This is a genomic window from uncultured Roseibium sp., from assembly GCF_963675095.2.
Classification (GTDB): Bacteria; Pseudomonadota; Alphaproteobacteria; order Rhizobiales; family Stappiaceae; genus Roseibium.
Genome location: NZ_CAXXSJ010000020.1, coordinates 1 through 21,540, shown reverse-complemented (window position 1 = coordinate 21,540; position 21,540 = coordinate 1). Strand labels below are relative to the sequence as shown.

Annotated in this window: 20 protein-coding genes and 2 pseudogenes; 10 read left to right on the top strand and 12 right to left on the bottom strand. The window is 60.8% G+C overall.

The features are described 5' to 3' along the window. Nucleotides 1–24: 24 nt before the first annotated feature. From ABIN98_RS07895 to mscL, 5 genes and pseudogenes are all read right to left on the bottom strand, one after another. Nucleotides 25–534 carry a HAMP domain-containing sensor histidine kinase gene (locus ABIN98_RS07895; protein ID WP_346908949.1) on the bottom strand — a complete coding sequence of 170 codons (510 nt, stop codon included), beginning with the start codon at nucleotides 532–534 and terminating at the stop codon, nucleotides 25–27. After that, nucleotides 527–1,180, bottom strand: a complete 654-nt coding sequence (locus ABIN98_RS07890) for a PAS domain S-box protein (RefSeq protein ID WP_346908947.1) — start codon at nucleotides 1,178–1,180, stop codon at nucleotides 527–529. The genes ABIN98_RS07895 and ABIN98_RS07890 overlap by 8 nt, the downstream gene beginning before the upstream one ends. A 55-nt stretch (nucleotides 1,181–1,235) precedes the next feature. Continuing rightward, nucleotides 1,236–1,712, bottom strand: coding sequence for an aminotransferase class I/II-fold pyridoxal phosphate-dependent enzyme (locus tag ABIN98_RS07885; protein WP_346908946.1), 477 nt, complete (start codon nucleotides 1,710–1,712; stop codon nucleotides 1,236–1,238). Further along, nucleotides 1,709–2,407 (bottom strand): aminotransferase class I/II-fold pyridoxal phosphate-dependent enzyme, encoded by a 699-nt coding sequence (locus ABIN98_RS07880; RefSeq protein ID WP_346908944.1) that lies wholly within the window; start codon nucleotides 2,405–2,407, stop codon nucleotides 1,709–1,711. The genes ABIN98_RS07885 and ABIN98_RS07880 overlap by 4 nt, the downstream gene beginning before the upstream one ends. 224 nt (nucleotides 2,408–2,631) lie before the next feature. After that, a pseudogene (mscL, locus tag ABIN98_RS07875) lies at nucleotides 2,632–3,059 on the bottom strand (large conductance mechanosensitive channel protein MscL). A 274-nt stretch (nucleotides 3,060–3,333) separates the two neighbouring features. Here mscL and ABIN98_RS07870 point away from each other — a divergent pair. Genes ABIN98_RS07870 through ABIN98_RS07855 form a run of 4 tightly spaced genes read left to right on the top strand, consistent with a single transcriptional unit; the run spans nucleotide 3,334 to nucleotide 6,856 of the window. Next, on the top strand, nucleotides 3,334–3,984 hold the full coding sequence (locus tag ABIN98_RS07870) for a hypothetical protein (RefSeq protein ID WP_346908942.1): 651 nt from the start codon (nucleotides 3,334–3,336) through the stop codon (nucleotides 3,982–3,984). Continuing rightward, nucleotides 3,981–4,199 (top strand): hypothetical protein, encoded by a 219-nt coding sequence (locus ABIN98_RS07865; protein ID WP_346908940.1) that lies wholly within the window; start codon nucleotides 3,981–3,983, stop codon nucleotides 4,197–4,199. Before ABIN98_RS07870 ends, ABIN98_RS07865 begins: the two co-directional genes overlap by 4 nt. Before the next feature lie 27 nt (nucleotides 4,200–4,226). Continuing rightward, nucleotides 4,227–4,895: a hypothetical protein gene (locus ABIN98_RS07860; RefSeq protein WP_346908938.1), complete on the top strand. Its 669-nt coding sequence runs from the start codon at nucleotides 4,227–4,229 to the stop codon at nucleotides 4,893–4,895. Next, the gene (locus tag ABIN98_RS07855) at nucleotides 4,823–6,856 is read left to right on the top strand and encodes a NahK/ErcS family hybrid sensor histidine kinase/response regulator (protein WP_346908937.1); all 2,034 of its coding nucleotides are present in this window, start codon (nucleotides 4,823–4,825) and stop codon (nucleotides 6,854–6,856) included. The genes ABIN98_RS07860 and ABIN98_RS07855 overlap by 73 nt, the downstream gene beginning before the upstream one ends. 25 nt (nucleotides 6,857–6,881) lie before the next feature. On the opposite strand, the gene ABIN98_RS07850 is transcribed toward ABIN98_RS07855, so the two are convergent. Further along, nucleotides 6,882–7,568 carry a response regulator transcription factor gene (locus ABIN98_RS07850; protein ID WP_346908935.1) on the bottom strand — a complete coding sequence of 229 codons (687 nt, stop codon included), beginning with the start codon at nucleotides 7,566–7,568 and terminating at the stop codon, nucleotides 6,882–6,884. A 514-nt stretch (nucleotides 7,569–8,082) separates the two neighbouring features. Between ABIN98_RS07850 and ABIN98_RS07845 the strand changes: the two genes are divergently transcribed. Both ABIN98_RS07845 and ABIN98_RS07840 read left to right on the top strand, forming a co-directional pair. Then, the gene (locus ABIN98_RS07845) at nucleotides 8,083–8,229 is read left to right on the top strand and encodes a hypothetical protein (protein ID WP_346908933.1); all 147 of its coding nucleotides are present in this window, start codon (nucleotides 8,083–8,085) and stop codon (nucleotides 8,227–8,229) included. Nucleotides 8,230–8,757: 528 nt separating this feature from the next. Next, on the top strand, nucleotides 8,758–9,630 hold the full coding sequence (locus ABIN98_RS07840; protein WP_346908931.1) for a thioesterase family protein: 873 nt from the start codon (nucleotides 8,758–8,760) through the stop codon (nucleotides 9,628–9,630). An 84-nt stretch (nucleotides 9,631–9,714) separates the two neighbouring features. Here the strand turns inward: ABIN98_RS07840 and ABIN98_RS07835 are convergent, their stop codons facing one another. The 4 genes from ABIN98_RS07835 to ABIN98_RS07820 form a co-directional block, all read right to left on the bottom strand. Beyond that, nucleotides 9,715–10,362, bottom strand: coding sequence for a hypothetical protein (locus ABIN98_RS07835; RefSeq protein WP_346908930.1), 648 nt, complete (start codon nucleotides 10,360–10,362; stop codon nucleotides 9,715–9,717). Between the two features lie 155 nt (nucleotides 10,363–10,517). Beyond that, nucleotides 10,518–11,138 carry a 2-hydroxychromene-2-carboxylate isomerase gene (locus ABIN98_RS07830; RefSeq protein ID WP_346908929.1) on the bottom strand — a complete coding sequence of 207 codons (621 nt, stop codon included), beginning with the start codon at nucleotides 11,136–11,138 and terminating at the stop codon, nucleotides 10,518–10,520. Nucleotides 11,139–11,341: 203 nt separating this feature from the next. After that, nucleotides 11,342–11,479, bottom strand: a complete 138-nt coding sequence (locus tag ABIN98_RS07825) for a hypothetical protein (protein ID WP_346908927.1) — start codon at nucleotides 11,477–11,479, stop codon at nucleotides 11,342–11,344. Beyond that, a complete protein-coding gene (locus tag ABIN98_RS07820) occupies nucleotides 11,467–13,491 on the bottom strand; it encodes a nitrate- and nitrite sensing domain-containing protein (protein ID WP_346908925.1) in 2,025 nt (674 codons plus the stop codon). The genes ABIN98_RS07825 and ABIN98_RS07820 overlap by 13 nt, the downstream gene beginning before the upstream one ends. 472 nt (nucleotides 13,492–13,963) lie before the next feature. Between ABIN98_RS07820 and ABIN98_RS07815 the strand changes: the two genes are divergently transcribed. Next, nucleotides 13,964–16,015 (top strand): DEAD/DEAH box helicase, encoded by a 2,052-nt coding sequence (locus tag ABIN98_RS07815; RefSeq protein ID WP_346908923.1) that lies wholly within the window; start codon nucleotides 13,964–13,966, stop codon nucleotides 16,013–16,015. Nucleotides 16,016–16,345: 330 nt separating this feature from the next. Then, nucleotides 16,346–17,392 carry an IS110 family transposase gene (locus ABIN98_RS07810; RefSeq protein ID WP_346908921.1) on the top strand — a complete coding sequence of 349 codons (1,047 nt, stop codon included), beginning with the start codon at nucleotides 16,346–16,348 and terminating at the stop codon, nucleotides 17,390–17,392. Nucleotides 17,393–17,758: 366 nt separating this feature from the next. Here ABIN98_RS07810 and ABIN98_RS07805 read toward each other — a convergent pair whose 3' ends face one another. Both ABIN98_RS07805 and ABIN98_RS07800 read right to left on the bottom strand, forming a co-directional pair. Continuing rightward, nucleotides 17,759–18,184, bottom strand: coding sequence for a DUF4440 domain-containing protein (locus tag ABIN98_RS07805; RefSeq protein ID WP_346908919.1), 426 nt, complete (start codon nucleotides 18,182–18,184; stop codon nucleotides 17,759–17,761). 145 nt (nucleotides 18,185–18,329) lie between these two features. After that, complete coding sequence (locus tag ABIN98_RS07800; protein ID WP_346908917.1) at nucleotides 18,330–18,815, bottom strand: SH3 domain-containing protein; 486 nt, start codon at nucleotides 18,813–18,815, stop codon at nucleotides 18,330–18,332. A 71-nt stretch (nucleotides 18,816–18,886) separates the two neighbouring features. On the opposite strand from ABIN98_RS07800, the gene ABIN98_RS07795 reads away from it, so the two are divergent. Beyond that, a complete protein-coding gene (locus tag ABIN98_RS07795; protein WP_346908916.1) occupies nucleotides 18,887–19,009 on the top strand; it encodes a hypothetical protein in 123 nt (40 codons plus the stop codon). Nucleotides 19,010–19,076: 67 nt separating this feature from the next. Beyond that, nucleotides 19,077–21,540, top strand: a pseudogene (locus tag ABIN98_RS07790) (ligase-associated DNA damage response DEXH box helicase); the annotation flags it as partial.

Sequence of the window (21,540 nt, the reverse complement as noted above, 5' to 3'; positions counted from 1 at the left end):
AATCGCAGTAACTTGGCGCAGCTGCTAGCTTTCCGATTCGGAATACACCGGTTTTCCAGTTGGAAGTTTCAGGACAAAAGTTGCTCCCGGCTTAATGGCGTTTGTATCGAGGAACAAATCGCCGCCGTGATTTTGCGCAATCGATCGTGAAATCGCGAGTCCAAGCCCCAAACCTTTCTGTTTCTTGCCCGAAAACGCACGGAACAGTTCCGGCACCACTTCCTCCGGCACGCCTGGTCCGGTATCGCGCACCCGGAACTCGATAAAGCCATCCGTACCGACAACGAACAGATGCACTTCCTGGGTCTCGCTGTCGGAGACGGCTTCGCGCGCGTTCCGCAGAAGATTGACCAGAACCTGTCGGATCTGAACCGGGTCAGCCGGCAAAAACGGAAGGTCCGGCTCGACGGTATAGCTGATGATCGATCGCTTGCCGCCCTGCCCCATCTCCACGAGGTCGATGCATGCCCGGGCGAACTCCTCAACATCGATATTCGTGCGTTCCGGCTCTTTCTTTTCGACCAGCTCACGCATCCGCTGAATGATTTTCGCCAGCCCGTTCGGCTTCCGCCACCGCCTTTTCGATCACTGAAAGCAATTGCGCATCGAGCGCATCGTCGGCTTTCGCCTTGCGGGAAACGGCCTGGAGGTAAAGCAGAATGGCGGTCAGCGGCTGGTTCAGCTCGTGGGCGATCGCGGCCCCCATTTCGTCCATCGCGCTGATCCTGGTCATATGCACCAGTTGCGCCTGGGCCTGCGCCAATCTTTGTTCGACGGAGTGACGGGGCCGCAAGTCGCGCAGGATGCCGATGAACTGCCTGCCGTCCGGGGTCGGCGCCTCACCGACCGACAACTCCACCGGAAATTCCGTTCCGTCCTTGTGACGGCCGCTGACTTCCCGGCCAATGCCGATGATACGTTTCTGGCCGGTGTCGAGGTAGCGCTGAACGTAACCGTCATGGGCGGTCGCATAATCCATCGGCATGATCTTGTTGACATTGTCGCCGAGCAGCTCGCTAGCCTTGTAGCCGAACAAGTCCTCGCAAGCCTTGTTGAAGGCGAGTACCTGGCACCGTTCGTTGATCACGACAATACCGTCGACCGCCGTGTCGAAAAACGCTGGCCAGCCTTGCCTCGGACGTCGAAAACGCCGCTCCCAAAAGAGGCCTGACGGTATCATCCATTGCCGAATTCCCGGACTGAAAGCTACACCCTGAGTGTCTGATTAAGGGTATTTACTTAACTCCGTCAAGAAAACCCCTCATTGGAAATCCCCTGCGGCTGAAGCAATCCGCTCCACAGCAACTTTCAACTGCTCCGGATTGCGCGCAAAGCACAGCCTCAGGAAGCCCCTCGCCGCCCGTTCCGAACGCGGACCCTGGGGCGAGGCCGACACCGGTTCTGGCCACCAGGTCAAGCGCCAGGCGCCGGCAGTCCTTGATGCCTTCGATGCCGAAGAACAGGTAAAACGCGCCGTCCGGGGCAGACAGCTGGATCCGGTTGGAGTCCGACAAGCCGTCGACCACGATCCTGCGCCCGCTTTCCGCCCGTTCGATCTGCTGTTTCAGAAAATCGCCCCCTTCGGTCAGGGCCGCAATCGCTGCGCGCTGGCTGAAAACCGGCACGCCGGAGGTCGAATACTGGATCAGGTTCTCGATCACCTGTCCCATTTCCGTCGGCGCCGACAACCAGCCGATCCGCCAGCCGGTCATGGCCCAGTTCTTGGAAAACGTATTGATGAAACAGGATCCTGTCGTCCGGGTCGGCAATCTCGTTGAAGGAGGGAGCCGGCCCCCGCACCCTGATAGGAAAACCGGCCGTAGACCTCATCGGCGAGAATCCAAAGGCCCCGGTTCCGCCTCGCTTCTTCCAGGATCGTCGTCAGAAGCTGCCTGTCCGCGACCCAGCCGGTCGGATTGCTGGGAGAATTCAGATAAATCGCCCGCGTTTGCGGCGTGACGGCGTCGAACAGCTTTTGCGGGTCGAGCGACCAGCCGGCATCGTCGTGATCCATCGTCACCGGCACGGCCCGTCCGCCCATGATGCCGACCACTGGCGGCCAGGTTCGGCCAGGCTGGGCTTGGGAACACCACCTCGTCGCCCGCCCCCCACAAACACATTGGACGGCGATCTGCATCGCCTGCATCCCCGAGCCCGTCACGAAAAACTGGTCCATGGAAAACGGTTTGCGGTAGAGATCCCGATGATAGCCGGCGAGCGCCTCCCTCAACTCGGGAATGCCTCTTTGATGGGTATAGAACGTTTCTCCCGCATCCATCGACGCCTTGGCCGCGTTGCAGATGAATTCCGGTGTCGGCAGGTTGCCCTCGCCGACCCAGAGCGGAATGAGGCCCTCCCGATCCCGCGCCGCGTTCACGACTTCCACGATTGCCGCTTTCAGGTGCAAGCCTTGCCTCGGCCCTCAGGCCGCCAATCACATCACGCGCCACCTATGTAGCCTTTCCAATAATCAAGAGATCGCAGAGAGGGGTTCGGACGTATTCCTAACGGCAGGGAGTCCGGTTTGAAAAAGTCGACCTTCGGCCGCAACACCCGACGGCAAGGCCGGTCCAGGCGTTATCGGCGGCGGACCGGCGCAAAATCCGCGAGCCGGCCCCTCCTCGGGGAACGCTATTTTTTCAACAGGTCCCGGATTTCCTGCAGCAGTACGATATCCTGCGGGGGAGCCGCGGGTGCCTTGGGAGCTTCTTCTTCCTTACGGCGAAGGTTATTGACGCCCTTGACCAGCACGAAGAGAGCAAAAGGCGGACGATGACGAACTTGATCAGGGCGTTGATGAACAGACCGACATTCCAGGTGACCGCACCGGCCTCCTTTGCGGCGGCCACCGTCGCATAAGGGCCCTCGGGCGTTCCCTGCTTCAGAATGATGAAGATCTCGGAGAAATCGATGTTGCCGAGGATCAAGCCGATCGGCGGCATGATGATGTCATCCACCATAGAGGAGACAATCGCGGAAAAAGCCGCGCCGATCACAATACCGACCGCCATGTCGAGCATGTTGCCCTTCATCGCGAATTCCTTGAATTCCTTAAGCATCCGGTGTTCCTCACTGCAAAAAAGGCCGGCATCGAAACGGCGACTCGGCAACTTTCATGTAGTTTATCGCCGGAAATGACCCAGCGTTAAGAAAAAAACGATCCGCGTGCCGGCGAGACCTTCCGAAACGTCTTCGCCCCAAGACGAATGGACAGTCTGCCGCAGTTGTGGTCCGATCTCAGGTGCGGTGGACAAAAAAAGCGGAAACAGGCTGACAGTTCCGCCGCATCGGGGAGGAAGGCACAGAACTCAAATGATGCATGAAGGTTGGGTCGTGATACTGGTTGCAGTGGGGTATATTCTCCTGCTGTTTGCCATTGCCCAGCTACGGGGACCGGATGCCACGCCGTGGCCTTTCCCCGGGCGCGGGCGGCCGCTGATCTATGCGCTTTCGCTTTCGGTCTACTGCACATCCTGGACCTTCTACGGCTCCGTCGGGGGGGCGAGCCGCAACGGTATTGAGTTCCTGACGATCTACATCGGCCCGGTACTTGTTTTCGGCCTCGGCTACACGCTCCTGCGCAGGATCGTCCCGCATAGCCAAGGCCGAAAGCATCACCTCGATTGCCGATTTCATCGGCGCCCGCTACGGCAAAAGCCAGTCGGTGGCTGCGGTCGCGACCATCATCGCCGTCATCGGGATCATTCCCTATATCGCCTTGCAGCTGAAAGCCGTTTTCGCTGTCCATCACCACCATGGTCGGCCCCGCTCATTACACCGGCCGAAAGCTATTTCCCGGTCTTCGACGACATCACCTTGTTGATCGCCATCGGGATGGCGGTGTTCACATGGCTGTTCGGCACCCGCCACATCGATGCGACCGAGCACCAGGAAGGCCTGATGCTGGCAATCGCATCGGAAGCAATCGTCAAGCTGATCGCCTTCCTGGCCGTTGGGCGCATGGGTGACCTTCACCCTTTATGACGGGCCCCATCGACCTCGTACGCGCGATCTCCGGGGCGCCTGAAGTGGCTGCCGTGTTCGAACGGCCGCTCAATCACGAGAACTGGCTGGTCATGGACGGTGCTGTCATCCTTCGCCGTTATCATGCTGCCGCGCCAGTTCCACGTCATGGTGACGGAAAACAATTCCGAGGGCGAACTGCGCCGGGCCGTCTGGCTGTTTTCCCCTCTATCTGATCCTGATCAACCTGTTCGTGGTGCCGATTGCCCGCCGCCGGCCTGCTGCGCTTCGGACAGGACATCAATCCCGACACGTTCGTGCTGGCGCTCCCCCTTGATGCCGGGGAGCATTGGCTGGCGATGTTCGCCTTCATCGGCGGGCTTTCGGCGGCTACGGCAATGGTGATTGTGGCCACTGTCGCGCTTGCGATCATGATCTGCAACGACATCGTCGTTCCGCTGATCCTGCGCAGGCGCTCAGAAGAGGAACTGCTCGCCGGCGGCAGGGACATGAGCCGCCACCTGCTCAGCATCCGGCGCATGGCGATCTTCGGCATTCTGCTGCTTGCCTATGCCTATTACCGTGCTGCGGGAGATACCGCAGCCCTGGTTTCCATCGGCCCTCCTGTCCTTTGCGGCCATTGCCCAGTTTGCGCCGGCCTTCATCGGCGCGCTGGTCTGGCGCAGGGCAACCGCGCGCGGTGCGATCGCCGGAATGGTTGGGGGGCTTCGCCTTCTGGTTCTACACGCTGCTTCTGCCCCACCTTCGCACAATCCGGCATCGTCTCCTCGACCATTCTGGAAACAGGCCCGCTTGGCCTCGCGTTTTTTGAAGCCGCAGTCGCTTTCTTGGGCTGCAGATGGATCCCTTTATTCACGGAACCATGTGGAGCCTTCTGGTCAATGTGCTGTTCTTCGTGGCCGGCTCCCTGACGCGTGCTCCGGAACCGGCGGAAAAGCTGCAGGCCAATGTCTTCGTGCCGGACGAGATTGCCCCTGCCCCCGAGCCTCAGGCTCTGGCGCACGTCGGTCACGGCCGGAGACCTGACCGCGACCCCTTGGGCGGTATCTCGGCGAGGAACGGGCCAACCGCTCGTTCAACCGTTATGCGCAAGAGCGCGGCAGCATTCTCGATCCGAATGCCCCCGGCGGACGCAAGCCTGTTGCGGTTTTCAGAACAGCTTTTAGCCAGTGCCATCGGCGCGGCCTCCTCCCGCCTTGTCCTGTCGCTGATGCTCAAGCGCCATGACCCGTCCACGAAGGGCGCGGTCAAGCTGCTCGACGATGCCTCGGCCCGCGATCCAGTACAAACCGCGACCTGCTGCAGACGGCGCTCGACCAGGTTCGTCAGGGCATCGGCGTGTTTCGACCGGGACCTGCGCCTGATCTGCTGGAACAGGCAATTCCGCGATCTTCTTGAACTGCCGACCGAATACGGTCAGGTGGGAACGACGCTCGACGCCATTATCCGCTATAACGCCAAGCGCGGGGAGATCGGCGACGGCCCGGTCGAGGCCATCGTATCCGAACGCCTTGAAAAACTGGTTGTCGCACAGGAGACCCATCAGGAGCGCCTTGCCTCTTCGGGCACGGTTCTCGAGGTCCGGATCAGTCCCATGCCCGATGGCGGTATCGTGACGACCTATACGGACATTACCGAGCGTGTGCTGGCGGAAGACGCGCTCGCCCGCGCCAACGAAACCCTTGAACGACGGGTCCGCGAACGCACCGAAGAACTGACCCATGTGAACGACCGCCTGCGGGAAGCGACCCATGCAGCGGAAGAAGCGAACATCGGCAAGACGCGCTTTCTCGCGGCCGCAGGCCACGACATTCTTCAGCCGCTCAATGCGGCCCGGCTATATTCATCGGTCCTGGTGGAAAAGCTGAAGGATGGCGAAACCGGCACCCTGGTGCGCAACGTGGAAGGCGCCCTTGAATCGGTCGAGGACATCATCAGCGCGGTGCTGGATATTTCCCGCCTCGACACCGGAGCCCTGAAACCGGAACTGACCGTCTTCCGCCTCGACGTCCTTTTCCGCGCTCTGGAAACCGAGTTCGAACCGGTGGCGCGGGAAAGAAACCTTGAACTGACGTTCGTACCGACCTCCGTTTCGGTACGCTCGGACCGCAGATTACTGCGCCGTCTGCTCCAGAACCTCGTATCGAATGCCCTTAAATACACCACCAAAGGCCGTGTCCTCGTCGGCTGCAGGCGTAAAAACGGCAAGGTGGTCGTTGAAGTTCACGACACGGGCATGGGTGTTCCGGGAACGAAGCAAAAGGTGATTTTCCAGGAGTTTCATCGCCTCGATGACGGCATGCGGGTCGCCAAAGGGCTCGGTCTGGGCCTGTCCATCGTCGAGCGCATCGCCCATGTCCTGGAGCATCCGGTCGATCTGCGGTCCTCCGTCGGCAAGGGATCCTGCTTTGCCGTTACGCTGCCGACCGCCGCCGCGGTTCCGGTCGAAACACCCCAGCAAAGTGCTGTGCCCACGAAAGGGCAACTCGACGGCCTATGCGTGCTGGCGATAGACAACGAGCCGGACATTCTGAGCGGCATGCGTCATCTTCTGGAAAACTGGAACTGCAAGGTCATCACTGCCCGAGACGACGTGGAGGCGATCGAAAAGCTGCTGGAAGCAGGCGAAACGCCCGACGTCATCGTGATCGATTATCACCTCGATGATGGCAACGGCATCGATGCGGTCGTCCGCCTGAGGTGGAAGTTCGGGGCGGGCATTCCTGCGCTTCTGGTGACGGCGGATCGGAGCCGGGCAGTCCGCTCAGCGGCCGCCTCGAAAAACATCGAGATGTTCAACAAACCCATCAAGCCCGCCGCTTTACGTGCTCACCTGGCCCGCTGCCGGGCGGAGCATGTGGCGGCCGAGTAGCCGCCGCTTTCAGGTCTCTTTCCTGTTAGCCGGACGAGGCTGCGGAATCGTCGGCTTCCTGTCCCATCTGCCATTGCCCCGCCTCGATCTTGGAAGCCGCGATCACCGCCTGGGTACGGCTTTCCACGCCGAGCTTTTGCAAAATGGCGGACACATGCGCCTTTACCGTCGCCTCGGAGACGGACAGTTCATAGGCGATCTGCTTGTTGAGCAATCCTTCCGACAGCATCATCAGAACCCGGACCTGCTGCGGCGTCAGGGTTGCCAGGCGCTGGACCAGATCGCCCGCGCCGTCATCCGCACCGAGGTCCACATCCGGCGGGGTCCACATGTTGCCAGCCATGACGGAGGAAATCGCCTCACGGATCACCTCGATGCCGTGAGACTTGGGAATGAAGCCGGAAGCGCCGAACTCAACACACCGGCGGATCGCCTGGGCTTCCTCGTTGGCGGAGACAATCACGACCGGAACGCCGGCGTATTGGGCCCTGAGATACATCAGGCCGGAAAACCCCCGCATGCCCGGCATGGTCAGGTCGAGCAGGATCAGATCGACGTCACCGTCCTCCTCCAGACGCGCCGTGACATCTTCCAGGGTACCGGCTTCGTCGATGCGTGCATCCGGATATTGTGTTTCAAGCGTCTGCCTCAATGCTCCGCGAAACAGCGGATGGTCATCAGCGATTATGAATCGATATGCTGTATCCGGCACGCTTGGTTTCCTCCCTCGCTCATGCGACGTCCCGACAAGACGCCGCGGGGACCGTTTCCCCTATCCCCATCCAATACTGTATCCGGGCGCTCACCGGCTTGACCCCATTCACTGGCTGGCCGCTCGATGACTTCAGTCGCCCCCGATGCCTGTGCCTATTATCCTAGTTATCCCTAACAAGTCTCCGAGTTTTTGTCCCGAAGCTTGTATCTTTTGCAGGCCGACCATGTTTGCACTGCAATGTTTCCGAAAGTCAAACCCGCAGTCGCTTGGGTACGGCGCGCGTTATTCAAGCAAATACCAGAAAGTCCAAGATCGCCTAGCAGACAAGAATGCCACATCCGCAGTCTCTTACCTTTCGAATCCGAGCGATTTTCTATCGGCCATTATTCGGCAATGCACAAACGTTTTCTACGTCATGGCATTGCGAATTCTTATCCAAAAGTCTAATATAAACTAAAGTCTAAGAACGAGTCGTGTGTGCGGTTTGTCGCCAACTTGAAGGAGTGATCGGATGAACGCTTGGAGTCTGACCCTGGCCGTCATGATCGTTGTCGCCGCAGTTGCCGGCAAAGTCGTCAATCCGGGTCTTGCGAGTGATGGGCCGACCACGTTATCGGGAACCCCAGTCACGACATTGCATACGCCCGCGACACCCTGACCGGCAAAGCACGCCTGACGTAGCGCTCCCCCTGACGGACGTTCAAAAGCATATGCCTGACTGGTCAGGAGACCTTCACCTTGCGGAGGCCTCGGCAAGCTTCAGAGCTATAGATGCGCCATGGCATCCATCCAAAAGAGCATCCGCACAACCAGCGTTCCTTTCCCCAACTGCACTGCGAACACTTTCACGCTCACATCAGAATTCAGGTACATCTTGCTTTCTGCAACTACGCAATATTAGCAATACGACACGCATGGGCACGTAAAAGCTCCTCCCCTTCGCCCAGTTGGCTCGACACACCCTTTTGATAGAAAGAATTAGAAAACAAAACCACCATAAAATGCAATGATATATACATACAACCAATAGATCTTGATTGCTTAACGGCGCATTAACTATCAAATTTTCTATTCAAGTGAAATATTTTGTTTGAAAATTGCCGCAAAGAAAGTATCCCTTCATTGAATTATGGGTGATCGTGAGTCGCCGGACAAGAATCCCGCATTGTGCGAGAAAAGATTTGTAATGAGCACCGAAGAGACACTGTTTTCATTTGTGAACCGATGGGAGTGCGACGAGAACGACCATCTGAATGTCCAGTTCTATTTCAGCCGATTCGAAGAAGCCGACAGGCAGTTTCAGCTCATCTCGGGACTGAGCGAGGCGCTTGTCGGAGCCCGCCGCGTTCGCCACGTCCGGTACCACAAGGAACTCAGGACCGGCGACCTCGTTACCGTCCGCTCCGCGATTGCGTTTGACGGTCCTCATATGCTGACGGTCGTCCACGAGATGTGCAACACGACGACCGGCACGCTCGCCGCAACCGCGATCGACGGCTACGAGCCCAACGCCGGCTCCGTCAAGACACTGCGCAGCCGGTTCAAGGATCATCAATGTCCGATGATCGAAGATGCTGCACCGCGGGGTCTATCCGCGACACCCGTCGGAACGCGCTTCACCCTGGACAATGTTCTCGCATCGGGGGCCAGGATCTGTTTTCGGGGAACCGTACTGCCGCGCCATCTCGGGATCGACGGCCGGGCCGATGACGGCTTTGCCCTGTCCTGCTTTACCGACGGTGTCGGCCATGTCTGGGAACGGACGCCAATGACCCACGCCTTCATGAGCGAAAAAGCCTTCGGCCGGGTCGCTGCGGAAATGAAACTGACCTGGGCCAGCCCACTCAAGGCCGGCGACGCCGTTGTGATGGCAAGCGGGTTGACTGGCAGCAGCGGCAACAAGACCTTCTCGATGCGCCATCATCTCTTCGAGTCGCGCACCAAACGCCTCGCCGCCATCTGCGATGTCGTCGCACTGGTTATGGATCTCAAAGCCAGGAAGGCGGTGGAACTGCCCGAAACGGCAAAGAAAGAGATCTCGCGCATCTCGATGCAGTAGACAACGACGGCCCCCGCGCCGTTTGCCTGTTTCAAGCAGCTCCGGGCCTCCAGCCGTCTCTTGGCCGGAGACAAACGGGTGCTGTCAGTTGTTGCCCATTTCGCTCTGCAGATCCTTCATCAGACCGAAAAACCGGCGCATCGCCTTTTCGGAAAACTGCATCATGCGTTCGAGTTGCTGCTCGTCTTCATCCGACAGGCGTGACGCCGACTTGTCCTTGTCGGACGGCTGTGTCTTCTCGTCCGCCGTTTGCCCCTCCGCCGGCTTATCCTCGGCGGCTTGGGGCGGCTCACCAATATCACTCTCGGCCTGTGGCGCGGTTCCTTCCGGCTGGGCAGATGCCGCGGTCTCCAGGTCGCGAATGCGGGCATTCAACCGATCGATTTCCTTCGACAGGTCTGCGATTTCTTCCTGATAGGCCTGTTCGGCGAGAGGGGCCGGCATGCAGCGCCAGGCGTCATTGATCTTGCGGCAGAAGCTGACCGATCCCGCCTCACGATCGATCCTAAGAATATCGCCGTTCGCCTCAACAAAACCGTAGCGCTGGCCGGCAGGTGACTGGTTCTCCGTAGCCGGTGCGCTTTCGGCAGATTGCTCGCCATCCGGCACAGCGGTTTGGGCGAATCCCGCCGGAGAGACTGCCGCAAAGGCTGCGGACAGAACCAAACCGGCGGCAGTCTTGCGTATGAATTTCGGCAGGCTTGCCATCGACGGGCCTTCTGTTCGGGTCAATTGCAATACTCCGGGTTTATAGCGGGCCGGGTGCCGATTGAAAGCACCTGGCACAGCAACCTATGCCACGAAGTCATGGCCAAAGCACGACGGCACCGACCTTTCCGGTGGAAAGCGAACTCCGCATAATCTGCCGGCTCTTCAACCGCCGCATGTCAAAGCGGCTTGTACGGCCCCCTGCCGCTCGCCAGTGCGTCATCCAGGAGGTCCAATCGGTCCTGCCCCCAGAACGGTTCGCCATTCAAGACGTAACATGGCGACCCGATCACGCCCAGCTCGATCGCATCCGCCTGGTTCTGCTTATAGATTGCGGTGATGTCTTCCGAACGGGCGGCTTCCAGAACGGCACCTGCATCCTGCCCCAGTCCGGATAGCAGATCGCTCAGAACCGCTTCCTCGGCGATATTCTTCTCGTCTGCCCAGATCGCCTTGAACGCCAGGCCAGTGAAGTCGAACGCCGGACCGCCCTGCTCTGAAAGCGCGATCGCGCAGCAGTCGCACAGGCCGGGAGGCGTGGGGAAAAATGCGGGCTTCAACGTCAGCGGCAACGCCCGCTTCTCGCGCCAGCGCTGCATTTCGATGAACCGGTAGTCCTGGCGGGCCGGATGGCGTTTGCCCAGCGGCAAACCGCCCGAAGCGTCAAAGACGCCGGAAAGATCAACCGGCCGAAGCCGGATCGCAGCCCCGTGTCCGGCCGCAATTTCCCGAAAGGCCTGATGGCCGAGATAGGCCCAGGGCGAGATGTGTGTATAGAAATAATCGATGACCGGCGGCATGATGTGAACCCCTCCGCATTTCCGGTTTGCGCCCGAGCCTGCGCCGAGACGCACCTCAAATCAACGGCGGCGGTGTTCACAACAAATTCAGCCCCAAAAACGAATTGCATTTGAAAGGCCGCTGATCGCGTTTTGCGGCCTTTCCCCTGCTGGAACAAGTCAGTCCGACCGCGTTCCTACCCTTGGCGGATAAAAGCGCGCCTTCAGGCGGCAACTTTCTCGGATGCGGCTTGGGCATGCAGTCCCATGCGCTGATTGCGGACCCAGGTCACCACCCATTGCCCGCTGGAGCCGTCTTCGCGTTCGACCGTTACCCTGTCGCCGGCCTTCACTCCGGGCACGCTGCGAGCGCCCAGCCCGTCTTCGGACGCGTCGAACAGCGCGCTAACGAATTCGCCCCGGCAGTCTTCACGGTAATCGGTTCCCCGCTCACCTGTTTGCGCAAGGCCTTGCGCCGTTCAGACACATCGCTCCTCATTTCCTTCAGGAAACCGTCGACGGCATTGGAGAGTTCGGTTGCAATGGACTTGACCTCGCAGGAGATGCTGTCGACAGCTTTCGCCTCTTCGGCTGTCTCGTGAATGGACCTGCTGACCTGCGTTGCGCCTTCGACCGCCTGGGCAGATCCGTCCGCGGCAATCGTGATGCTTTGCGAAATTTCCTTTGTCGCGATGCTCTGCTGTTCGACAGCTGCGGTGATGGCAGTGGTGACGTCCATGATGTTATTGATCGATTCGGTAATGTCCCGGATCGAGTTCACTGCGCCATCGGTCAATCCCTGGACCGCGTCGATCTGGCTCGCGATTTCCTCGGTTGCCTTGGCCGTCTGGTTGGACAGTTCTTTCACTTCTGCCGCGACCACGGCAAATCCCTTGCCTGCTTCGCCTGCGCGGGCGGCCTCAATAGTCGCGTTCAGAGCCAGCAGGTTTGTCTGCTCGGCAATATCCCGGATCATTTCGACAACGGTACCGATCTTTTGGGCCGCATTCGCAAGGCTTGAGACATTGGCATCCGTATCTTGGGCGATCGCGGTCGCTGCATCGATGATCTCGCTGGCGCGACCCGATTGGGAGAGAATCTCGTCGATCGCGCTCGACATTTCCTCGGCGGCCGACGCAACGGTCTGAACACTGGTCGAGGACGCGGCCGAAGAACTCTGAGCCTCTTCAGCCGTATTCGTGGCCGAACGGGCGATTTCCAGAACCTTGGCCGCAATCTGGATCATGGCCTCGGTCTTTTCATTGACCTTGCCATTCACGTCATCGATCAGGTCGCGAAAATGCAGAATGATCGTTTCCACGTGGTTCTGACGGGAGGTTTCGCGGCTTCGTTCCTCGAATGCGTCTTCTTCCAGATGGGTCCGGGCCTGGGCATTTTCCTGAAAGATGACACCGGCCCGCGCCAGATCGCCGATCACGTCTTTCCGCTCGACCATGGGCATATCGAAATTCGTGTCGGAATGGGCAATCCGCATGAGGCTGTCCCGGATCGCTCGCAGCGCATTCACGATGCTGCGGATCTGCCACACACTTATGCCGATGGTCGAAAGCAAGACGATCGCGCTTGCAAGGACGATGGCGTAGACATTCTTCCAGGCTTCGGTCGCCAGTTGCTGCGCCCGCGCTTCGGCCTTTCCGGCGAATTCAAGCGAAACGTCACGGATCTTGTTCAATCGTTCCGTCGCCTTGCTGAACCAGACACTCCCGTCGATCCCCTGGCCATCGACCGTCGACGGCAAGTCCTTGAGCACCTTGCGCCAGGCGATCACCTGATCGATCGCCGGACCGGAGACAACCTTGTCGAAGTAGGCTGCCTGTTCCGGGTTTGCGATTTCACGAAACTCTTTCAAACGGTCGGTCTCGACCGACAACCGATCATAATAGGCGAGAAACACCGGCATCTCGACTGTCCCCTTGAGCGCAACGCCGGCGAAAAGCCTGCCGCCGATCGCCCGTTCCAGCCCTCCGGCTTCCTTTGCATCGGTCAGGAGAGAGAAGGGGACCATCTCGGCCGCGTATTCCGGGTCCGAACTCGCCTGGACCGCATCGTGCACCACGCCCAACAACGCCCGGATCTTACCGGAGTAAAACGCCAGATTTTCCGCACCGGTCGCTGACTTGCCGTCGACATCCAACCGATGAGCATTTATCTCGGCCAGCCCCTCGATCGTCCGGCCAATGGCTGCCTGCATGACACGATCATCGAGCTTCAGATCCTTGCCGAAAGCAACAAAGTCTGCGATGGCGCTATCGGACAGTTGTCTCTGTTCTTCGACAAGCTTTCTCGGTCCAGCCCCATGATCGGAGGCCAACAGAACGGCCGTTCGTCCCCGTTCCTTCTGCAGCTCATTCAAAACAGCTTCCGCCAATCTGGCGACTTCGGCGATTGGCTGAAGATCAGATGCGCGGCGAGCGTCATTATAGGCTTGCGCAAGTGAGAGTAGATTAACAACGAGAAGCGCCAACAAAGGTATTGCCGCCAAAACTGCGACTTGGACTCGAATAGATTTCAGCATTTGCCGATCCCCGAAATGCATGAGATGCGGACATAAGAAAGCAAAAGAACTTAATTAAACACTTATTACGTGCACAAATATTAATCACTCTACTTTTCATTGTAATTTTTATCAGTAATAAATTCTCAAGTTACACGTTATTAATGCATAGGCCGAATTGCCGTTGGAACAGCGAGATTTCCGTTTTCGAGAGTTTCAGTGGACCTTGGGCACATTCCTCTCTATACAGGCCGCAAAGTTTGCGCGTTTAACCGGCATTTCTCGCGTTCGATGAGATTGTGGACGGCGCTGTTCCCACTGAAAGAAATGAATGACTGACATGACTTCCGTCGCACCGGCGCTTGCTGCCGCGTTGGCGAAAAAGGGCTATGACACCCTTACCTCCGTGCAGGAGAGCATCCTCAAAGAGGCGCCGGCCGAGGCCGACCTCCTTGTCTCCGCCCAGACCGGCTCCGGCAAGACCGTTGCCTTCGGCCTGGCGCTGGCGCCGACCCTGCTCGGCGATCAGGACCGGCTTGGCCCCGCAGGCGCGCCCGTCGCCCTTGCCATTGCGCCGACCCGCGAACTGGCGTTGCAGGTGAAGGACGAACTGACCTGGCTCTATGCCGAAACCGGGGCGCAGACCGCGTCCTGTGTCGGCGGCATGGATCCCAGAACCGAACGCCGCACCCTGGAGCGGGGCACCCATATCGTCGTCGGAACGCCGGGCCGCCTGCGCGATCACATCGAGCGCGGCGCGCTCGACCTGTCCGCGATCCGCGCCGTCGTACTCGACGAGGCGGATGAAATGCTCGACATGGGCTTCCGCGAGGACCTGGAATTCATCCTGGACGCTGCTCCTGATGACCGGCGCACGCTTATGTTCTCCGCCACCATGCCGAAGCCGATCGTGGAGCTGGCCCGCCGCTTTCAGAAGGACGCGGTGCGGCTGTCGACGATCGATTCCCGCGAACAGCACGGCGACATCGACTACATCGCCCATCCGGTCGCGCCGAATGAGCGGGAAAACGCCATCATCAATGTGCTGCGCCTGCACGAGGCGGAAAAGGCGATCCTGTTCTGCTCCACCCGCGAAGCGGTCAAGCGGCTGACCAGCCGGCTTGCCAACCGGGGCTTTTCCATCGTGTCGCTCTCGGGCGAACTCAGCCAGGAACAGCGCTCCGCTGCCCTGACGGCCATGAAGAACGGTTCGGCCCGCGTCTGTGTGGCGACCGACGTCGCCGCCCGCGGCATCGACCTGCCTAACCTCGACCTGGTCATCCACGCCGACCTGCCGACCGGCAAGGCCGCCCTGCTGCACCGCTCCGGCCGGACGGGGCGTGCCGGCCGCAAGGGGACCTGTGTCCTGATGGTGCCCTATCCGCGCCGGCGCGCGGCGGAACGCACGCTGCAGTTCGCGGGCGTGAAGGTCACCTGGAAGCCGGCCCCGACCGCCGATGACATCCGCGCCAAGGACAAGGAACGTCTGCTTGCCGATCCGGTCCTTTCCGCGGAACTGGAACCGGAAGAACTGGCCATTGCACGCGAACTGCTTGCCGCCCACAACGCCGAGCAGATCGCGAATGCCTTCGTCAAGCTCTATCAGTCCCGCCTGCCCGCTCCGGAAGACGTCTCGGAAGCAACGGAAGACAACCTGAAGGGCCGCGGTGCCGGCGAACGGGGCGGACGTGTCGCGGAGATCCGCGGCAAGTTCGATAGCGGCGTCTGGTTCCGCCTGTCGCTCGGCCACAAGCACCGGGCCGATCCGCGCTGGCTGCTGCCGATGATCTGCCGCGCCGGCCACGTGACCAAGAAGGAAGTGGGCGCGATCAAGATCTTCCAGAACGAGACCCGGTTCGAGATCGACGGCGCCCACGCCGAACGCTACGCGGAAATCATCCGCCGCGATGGCTCCGGCGAAGACAAGGTCACGATCACGGTGCTCGACGCCCGTGGCGGCAAGACCCCGCCGCCGCCCTCCGATGAGCGGCCCGGGCGCAGCCAGCAGCGCGACCGCAAACCGCAAGGCCGACGGCGCGATGCACCGGATTACGAAAACATGGGTCGAGAGGACCGGATCGAGAGCGAAGGCCGAGGCGACAGCCGCGACAGACGGCCCGCCCGCGACTTTGCCCCCAAGGGCAAGAAACGCCGCCGGTCCGACGACGGCGAGGAAGCCCCGTTCCATCCGGCCTATGAGCCGCTGGACATGAAGGCGCTCGACCGAGCGGCTGCAGGCCGGGACGAAGCCCCGCGCCGGGAGTCCGACGACCGGCCGCCGCGGAAGCCTGCCAAGGGCGAGAAGCCGTTCGACAAGAAGAAGCCGAAGAAAAACAAGCCGTCACGCGCGGCACGCAAGGAAGCGCGGGCGAAGCAGGGGTGATGAGGTAAGGCCACGGGGCGGTTTCCATTACGCCGCGCCCTCTCACTTCAAACAACCAGCCTCTCGGATTACTGGGTCCCCGATCGCGCTTCGCTTGTCGGGGATGACAATCGGAGGGTGGGCCAAGGCAGCGCGTCAGCGTCAATCTCAGTTGTCATCCCAGGCGAACGTCAGTGAGACCTGGGACCCAGTACTCCGTGTCCTATCGGATCAAGCAGCAGCCTACCGTCCAAGCGACCGGCCTCACGGCGTACTGTTGGGGTGGACGGCCCCTACGGCATCGATGTGCCAGAATGAGGTTGTTAAAGATCTCAAACGATGGAGCCGTCCATGAAGAATATTAGCCGCGTTGGAATGGATACGTCCAAGTCTGTTTTTCAATTGCATGGTGTGGATGCTGGGGACCATCCGGTGTTGAGCAAGAAGCTTCGCCGTCGTCAGGTTCTCGACTTTTTTGCCGGGTTGCCTCCGGCGCAGGTGGGCCTTGAGGCCTGTGGAGCCTCGCATTATTGGGCTCGGGAGTTACGGAAGTTGGGGCATGAGGTCGCGCTGATCCCGCCGCAATACGTCAAGCCCTATGTGCAGCGGAGCAAATCGGACGCGGCGGACGCGGAAGCGATCTGCGAGGCGATGAGCCGTCCGAAGCTGGCCCGGACCTTCGTGCCGGTGAAAAGTCCAGAGCAGCAAGCTGCGCAGATGCTGGCGAAGCTGCGAGGGCAATTCCTTGGCCGGCGTACGCAGCTTTCCAATTCGATCCGCGGCTTTGCGGCAGAGTTCGGTCTGGTTGCCCCGAAGGGCCTGTTCCAGCTTGACCGGCTTGTCGAGCGGATCCGCGCGGACGAGACGCTGCCGGAGATGGCACGGGATATGTTCGAAACGCTGGTCCGTGACTACGCGCGAGTGGACAAGGAGATAGCCGATCTCAACGCAAAACTGCGAGAGCTTCACCGTGCCGATGAACTCAGCCAGCGGCTGGCCGGCATCCCGGGCATTGGTCCGGTTGGTGCGACCCTGCTGGCGATCAAGGTGAGCAACGCGCATGCCTTCAAATCGGGGCGCGATTTTTCTGCCTGGCTCGGCCTGACGCCGAAAAACCATTCCACGGCAGGCAAGAACCGGCTCGGTGTGATCACCCGCGCCGGGGACGAGATGCTGCGCGCCACCCTGGTTGCCGGCGCAAGCGCCGTTCTGCTGCAGTGCCGGCAGGGGAGGATCAAAACGCCCTGGCCCTGGTTGGAGAAACTGTGTCGTCACAAGCCGCACAAGCTGGCTGCCGTCGCGCTCGCCAACAAGCTGGCGCGCATCGCCTGGAAGCTGATGGTCAGCGGCGAAACCTATCACCCGCAGTCACCGCAAGAGCAACCGGGACTCGCCTGACGATCGACAAAACACTTGCCCCGGCCAAAGACAGGCTGGCGCGACAGAGGAACTTGCGAGGGAAGATGAGAAGGTGTGTTCGGTCGAACCGAGGCGGATGGGAAATACCGTGGGATCCAGTGGCGGCTTCAAGGCCGATATCGCTGTACTGTTTGGATCCCATCCGCTGCGGAACCCATCTTGGCCAGCGGCAAAACGGCCGCAAAGCAGGCCGTACATATGACCGCAAGCGATCCGGAACACCTGCCAACTTCAACCTTGCAACCACGGGGCCGTCCACATATGGGTCCCAGCCTGCGCTGGGACGACAACCGGGAATGTGGCACGGCCTTGCCCATTCATCGGTTCAACCTGGCTCCCGCTCCCTTACTCGTTCACCACCATTGCAATCGCCCAGTCGTCGCCGTCCTGGATCAGGTGGTAGTGGCAGGTGAATTCCAGCACGGCGTCTCCGTCGTCGTTCTCCTGCTGCCAATCCAGGGTGACGAGTGCGGTGGTGCCGCTAACGTGGCTGGACGAGACATGGAAGTCGGAATAGGTCACGCCTTCCTTCTCAAGCGCTGCCAGCAATACCTCGATATTCTCCAGGAGTTCCTCTTCGTCGGAGAAGACATGACCTTTTTCGTGCTGCCAGATGATCGCCGGCAGAGCGAAACAGTCGGCAATCCGCTCCGCCTCGAAATCGTTGAAGCCTGTCTGATAGTCGTCGAAGAGCTGCGCGATTGCCTCGATGGCTTCGCCCCCGGGATCGGTGCCCGATCCGTTGGTCCCGCGCCCGTTGTCGTCGGACATGTCTCGCCCCCATCCTCTTCTGCCTGCCGGATCTATTGAAACTTCGGCAGCACCTCAGTCTATCATATTGACCGGATGCAGCTGTCGTCCATCCACCTGCGACAGGTATCCAGAGAAGGATGAGCCTTCAGGGGCCCACGCCCTTCTAGCGGGGGATGTTCTGGCAGGAGGCGTAGAGCCCGACGAGCTGTCCGCCGTTGGAGCACAGGATGCCGCCCCACTGGAACCCGCGCTGACCGTTGTCCAGCGCCACCTCGAACCAGTCGTAGCCATCAAAGCTGACGCCCGTGTTGGACAGAATGGTCAGATAGGTCCCGTCCTCAATGTTGCCGATCTGCGGATAGTTGGTCCCGGGCCCCGAACGCAGCCGGCCGCCGAGCGACTGGCCGACATGGTTGAGCTGTTCGGGCCCGCCGAGGACCGTCGGCGGCGGTGCCACCGGGGCGCGGGCGGTTGTCACCTCACACGGGAACGACACATCGCCGAGCCACAGGGTTCCACCCTGTTCCGTCCTTTGAAACGAGATACCCGAATTGTCGCTGACGTAGGCGCCATTCGGCATCGCCGGGAGCGAGGCGATATCGTCAGGTCCGGTATATTGGGCACGACCCTCTTCCGGAATCGTCTCCACAAAGGAGTTCGACCGTGCCGGTCCGGCACTTGTAGGTGCGATTTTCCGAGGCCGCGGCAAAGGATGAACCGATGGCAGCAGAGATCAAAACCAGGGCGAAGCGCAACAGCAAACCGGATCTCACATTATCCTCCGAGTCGAAAATCATTGATCGCAATTCCGGCCGGATCTTACCCGAAGAGATCCGGGGCTGACCACTGCTGACAGGAACCATTCACCGGCATCTCGCCTTTCACTGAGCGCGCCCTTATTAAAGGACCCATGGATGCAAGTCTTCTCCCCCGCCGATTTCAGGACTGGTTCGCCGCAAGGGGCTGGGCGCCTCGCGCGCATCAGCTGGCGCTGGTGGGAGAAGCTGGACCAGGGCCGCTCCACGCTGCTGATCGCGCCCACCGGAGCGGGCAAGACGCTGGCGGGTTTCCTGCCGAGCCTCGTGGAGCTGGAGGCCCGGGGGAAAGAAGAAGCCGGGTTCCGCAGGATCGAAGGGCGTGCACACGCTCTATATCTCGCCGCTGAAGGCACTTGCCGTTGATATTGCACGCAATCTGGAGGCGCCGGTGTCCGAAATGGACCTGCCGATCCGGATCGAGACCCCGCACCGGTGACACGCCGTCCCACAAGCGCCAGCGACAAAAACTCAATCCGCCGGACATGCTCCTGACCACGCCGGAGCAGATCGCCCTGCTCCTGTCCGACCCGGCGGCGGAACAACTGTTTTCCTCGCTGAAGACCGTCATTCTCGACGAGTTGCACGCGCTGGTGACCTCCAAGCGCGGCGACCTGCTGGCGCTCGGCCTTGCCCGTCTGCGCCGTCTCGCCCCGGGGCTGAGGACCATCGGCCTGTCGGCGACCGTGGCCGAACCCGATGACCTCAGGGCCTATCTGGTCGGCCAGCAGGCCCCGGAAGCGCGTGCCTTCTCCGACATGGTCGAGGTGGCCGGCGGAGCGGAGCCGGACATCTCCATCCTGGCCTCGGAGGAAACGGTTACCCTGGTCCGGTCATTCAGCCCGCTACGCGCTCGATGACATGTACCGGCTGATCAAGGAGCACCGTGTCACCCTGCTCTTCGTCAACACGCGCAGCCAGGCGGAAGCAATCTTCCAGGACCTGTGGCGGATCAACGACGACACGCTGCCGATCGCCCTCCACCACGGCTCGCTCGACGTCGGCCAGCGGCGCAAGGTGGAAGCGGCCATGGCATCGGGCGTGTTACGCGCCGTAGTCGCCACCTCCTCGCTCGATCTCGGCATCGACTGGGGCGACATCGATCTCGTGGTCAATATCGGCGCGCCCAAGGGCGCCAGCCGACTGGCCCAGCGGATCGGCCGCGCCAACCACCGCATGGACGAGCCGTCCAAAGCCGTTCTCGTGCCCGCCAACCGCTTCGAGGTGCTGGAATGCCAGGCCGCCCTGCAGGCGTCCAAACGGGGCGACCAGGACACGCCGCCGCTCCGCAAAGGCGCGCTCGACGTGCTGGCGCAACACATCCTCGGGCTTGCCTGTTCGGCCCCGCTCGACGCGGACGATACCTTTGCCGAGATCCGTTCCTCGGAGACCTACCGGCATCTGGACCGGGAGAGCTTCGACAAGGTGCTCGATTTCGTCGCCACCGGCGGCTATGCGCTGAAAACCTATGAGCAATACGCCAAGCTTCGAAAGGGCAAGGACGGGCTTTGGCGGATCTCCCATCCGAAGATCGCCCAGCAATACCGGCTGAACGTGGGCACCATCGTCGAGGCGCCGATGCTGAAGGTGCGCCTCGTCCGCTCAAAGGCCGATGGACGGCGCACGCCGGTCGGGCGCGGCGGACGTATGCTCGGCGAGATCGAGGAGTATTTCATCGAGCAGCTGGAACACGGCGACACCTTCCTCTTCGGCGGCGAGGTGCTGCGCTTCGAGGGCCTGCGCGAAAACGAGGCCTATGTGTCGCGGGCGCGGTCGGACGACCCGAAAATCCCGGCCTATATGGGCGGCAAGTTTCCGCTGTCCACCTATCTGGCGGAGGGCGTGCGCGCCATGCTGGCAACGCCTGCCACATGGCCCAGCCTGCCGGAGCAGGTGCGTGAGTGGCTGGAGCTGCAGAAACTGAAGTCGAAGTTGCCGGAGCGCGACGGGTTGCTGGTGGAAACCTTTCCCCGCAACGACAAGCATTACATGGTCTGCTACCCGTTCGAGGGTCGGCTCGCCCACCAGACGCTCGGCATGCTGCTGACCAAGCGGCTGGAACGGCTCGGCGCCCGGCCCATGGGCTTCGTCGCCAACGACTATGCGCTTGCCGTCTGGGGCCTGGGCGACCTGTCGCTTTACTTCTCCACAGGCAAAATCGATCTGAACGGGCTGTTCGAGGAAGACATCCTGGGCGACGATCTGGATGCCTGGCTGGCGGAATCCAGCCTGATGAAGCGCACCTTCCGTAATTGCGCGGTGATCGCCGGCCTGATCGAGCGCAGACACCCAGGAAAGGAAAAGTCCGGCCGGCAGGTCACGGTCTCCACCGACCTTATTTATGACGTTTTGCGCGCCCATGAACCGGACCACATTCTGCTGAAGGCCACGTGGAACGACGCGGCTGAAGGACTTTTGGATATCTCCCGTCTGAGCCAACTTCTTTCGCGGGTCAGAGGTCGAATCACGCATACTCGCCTTAACCGGGTATCGCCGCTTTCGGTCCCGATCCTTCTGGAGATCGGCCGTGAGCCCGTCTACGGCGAAGCCATGGAGAGC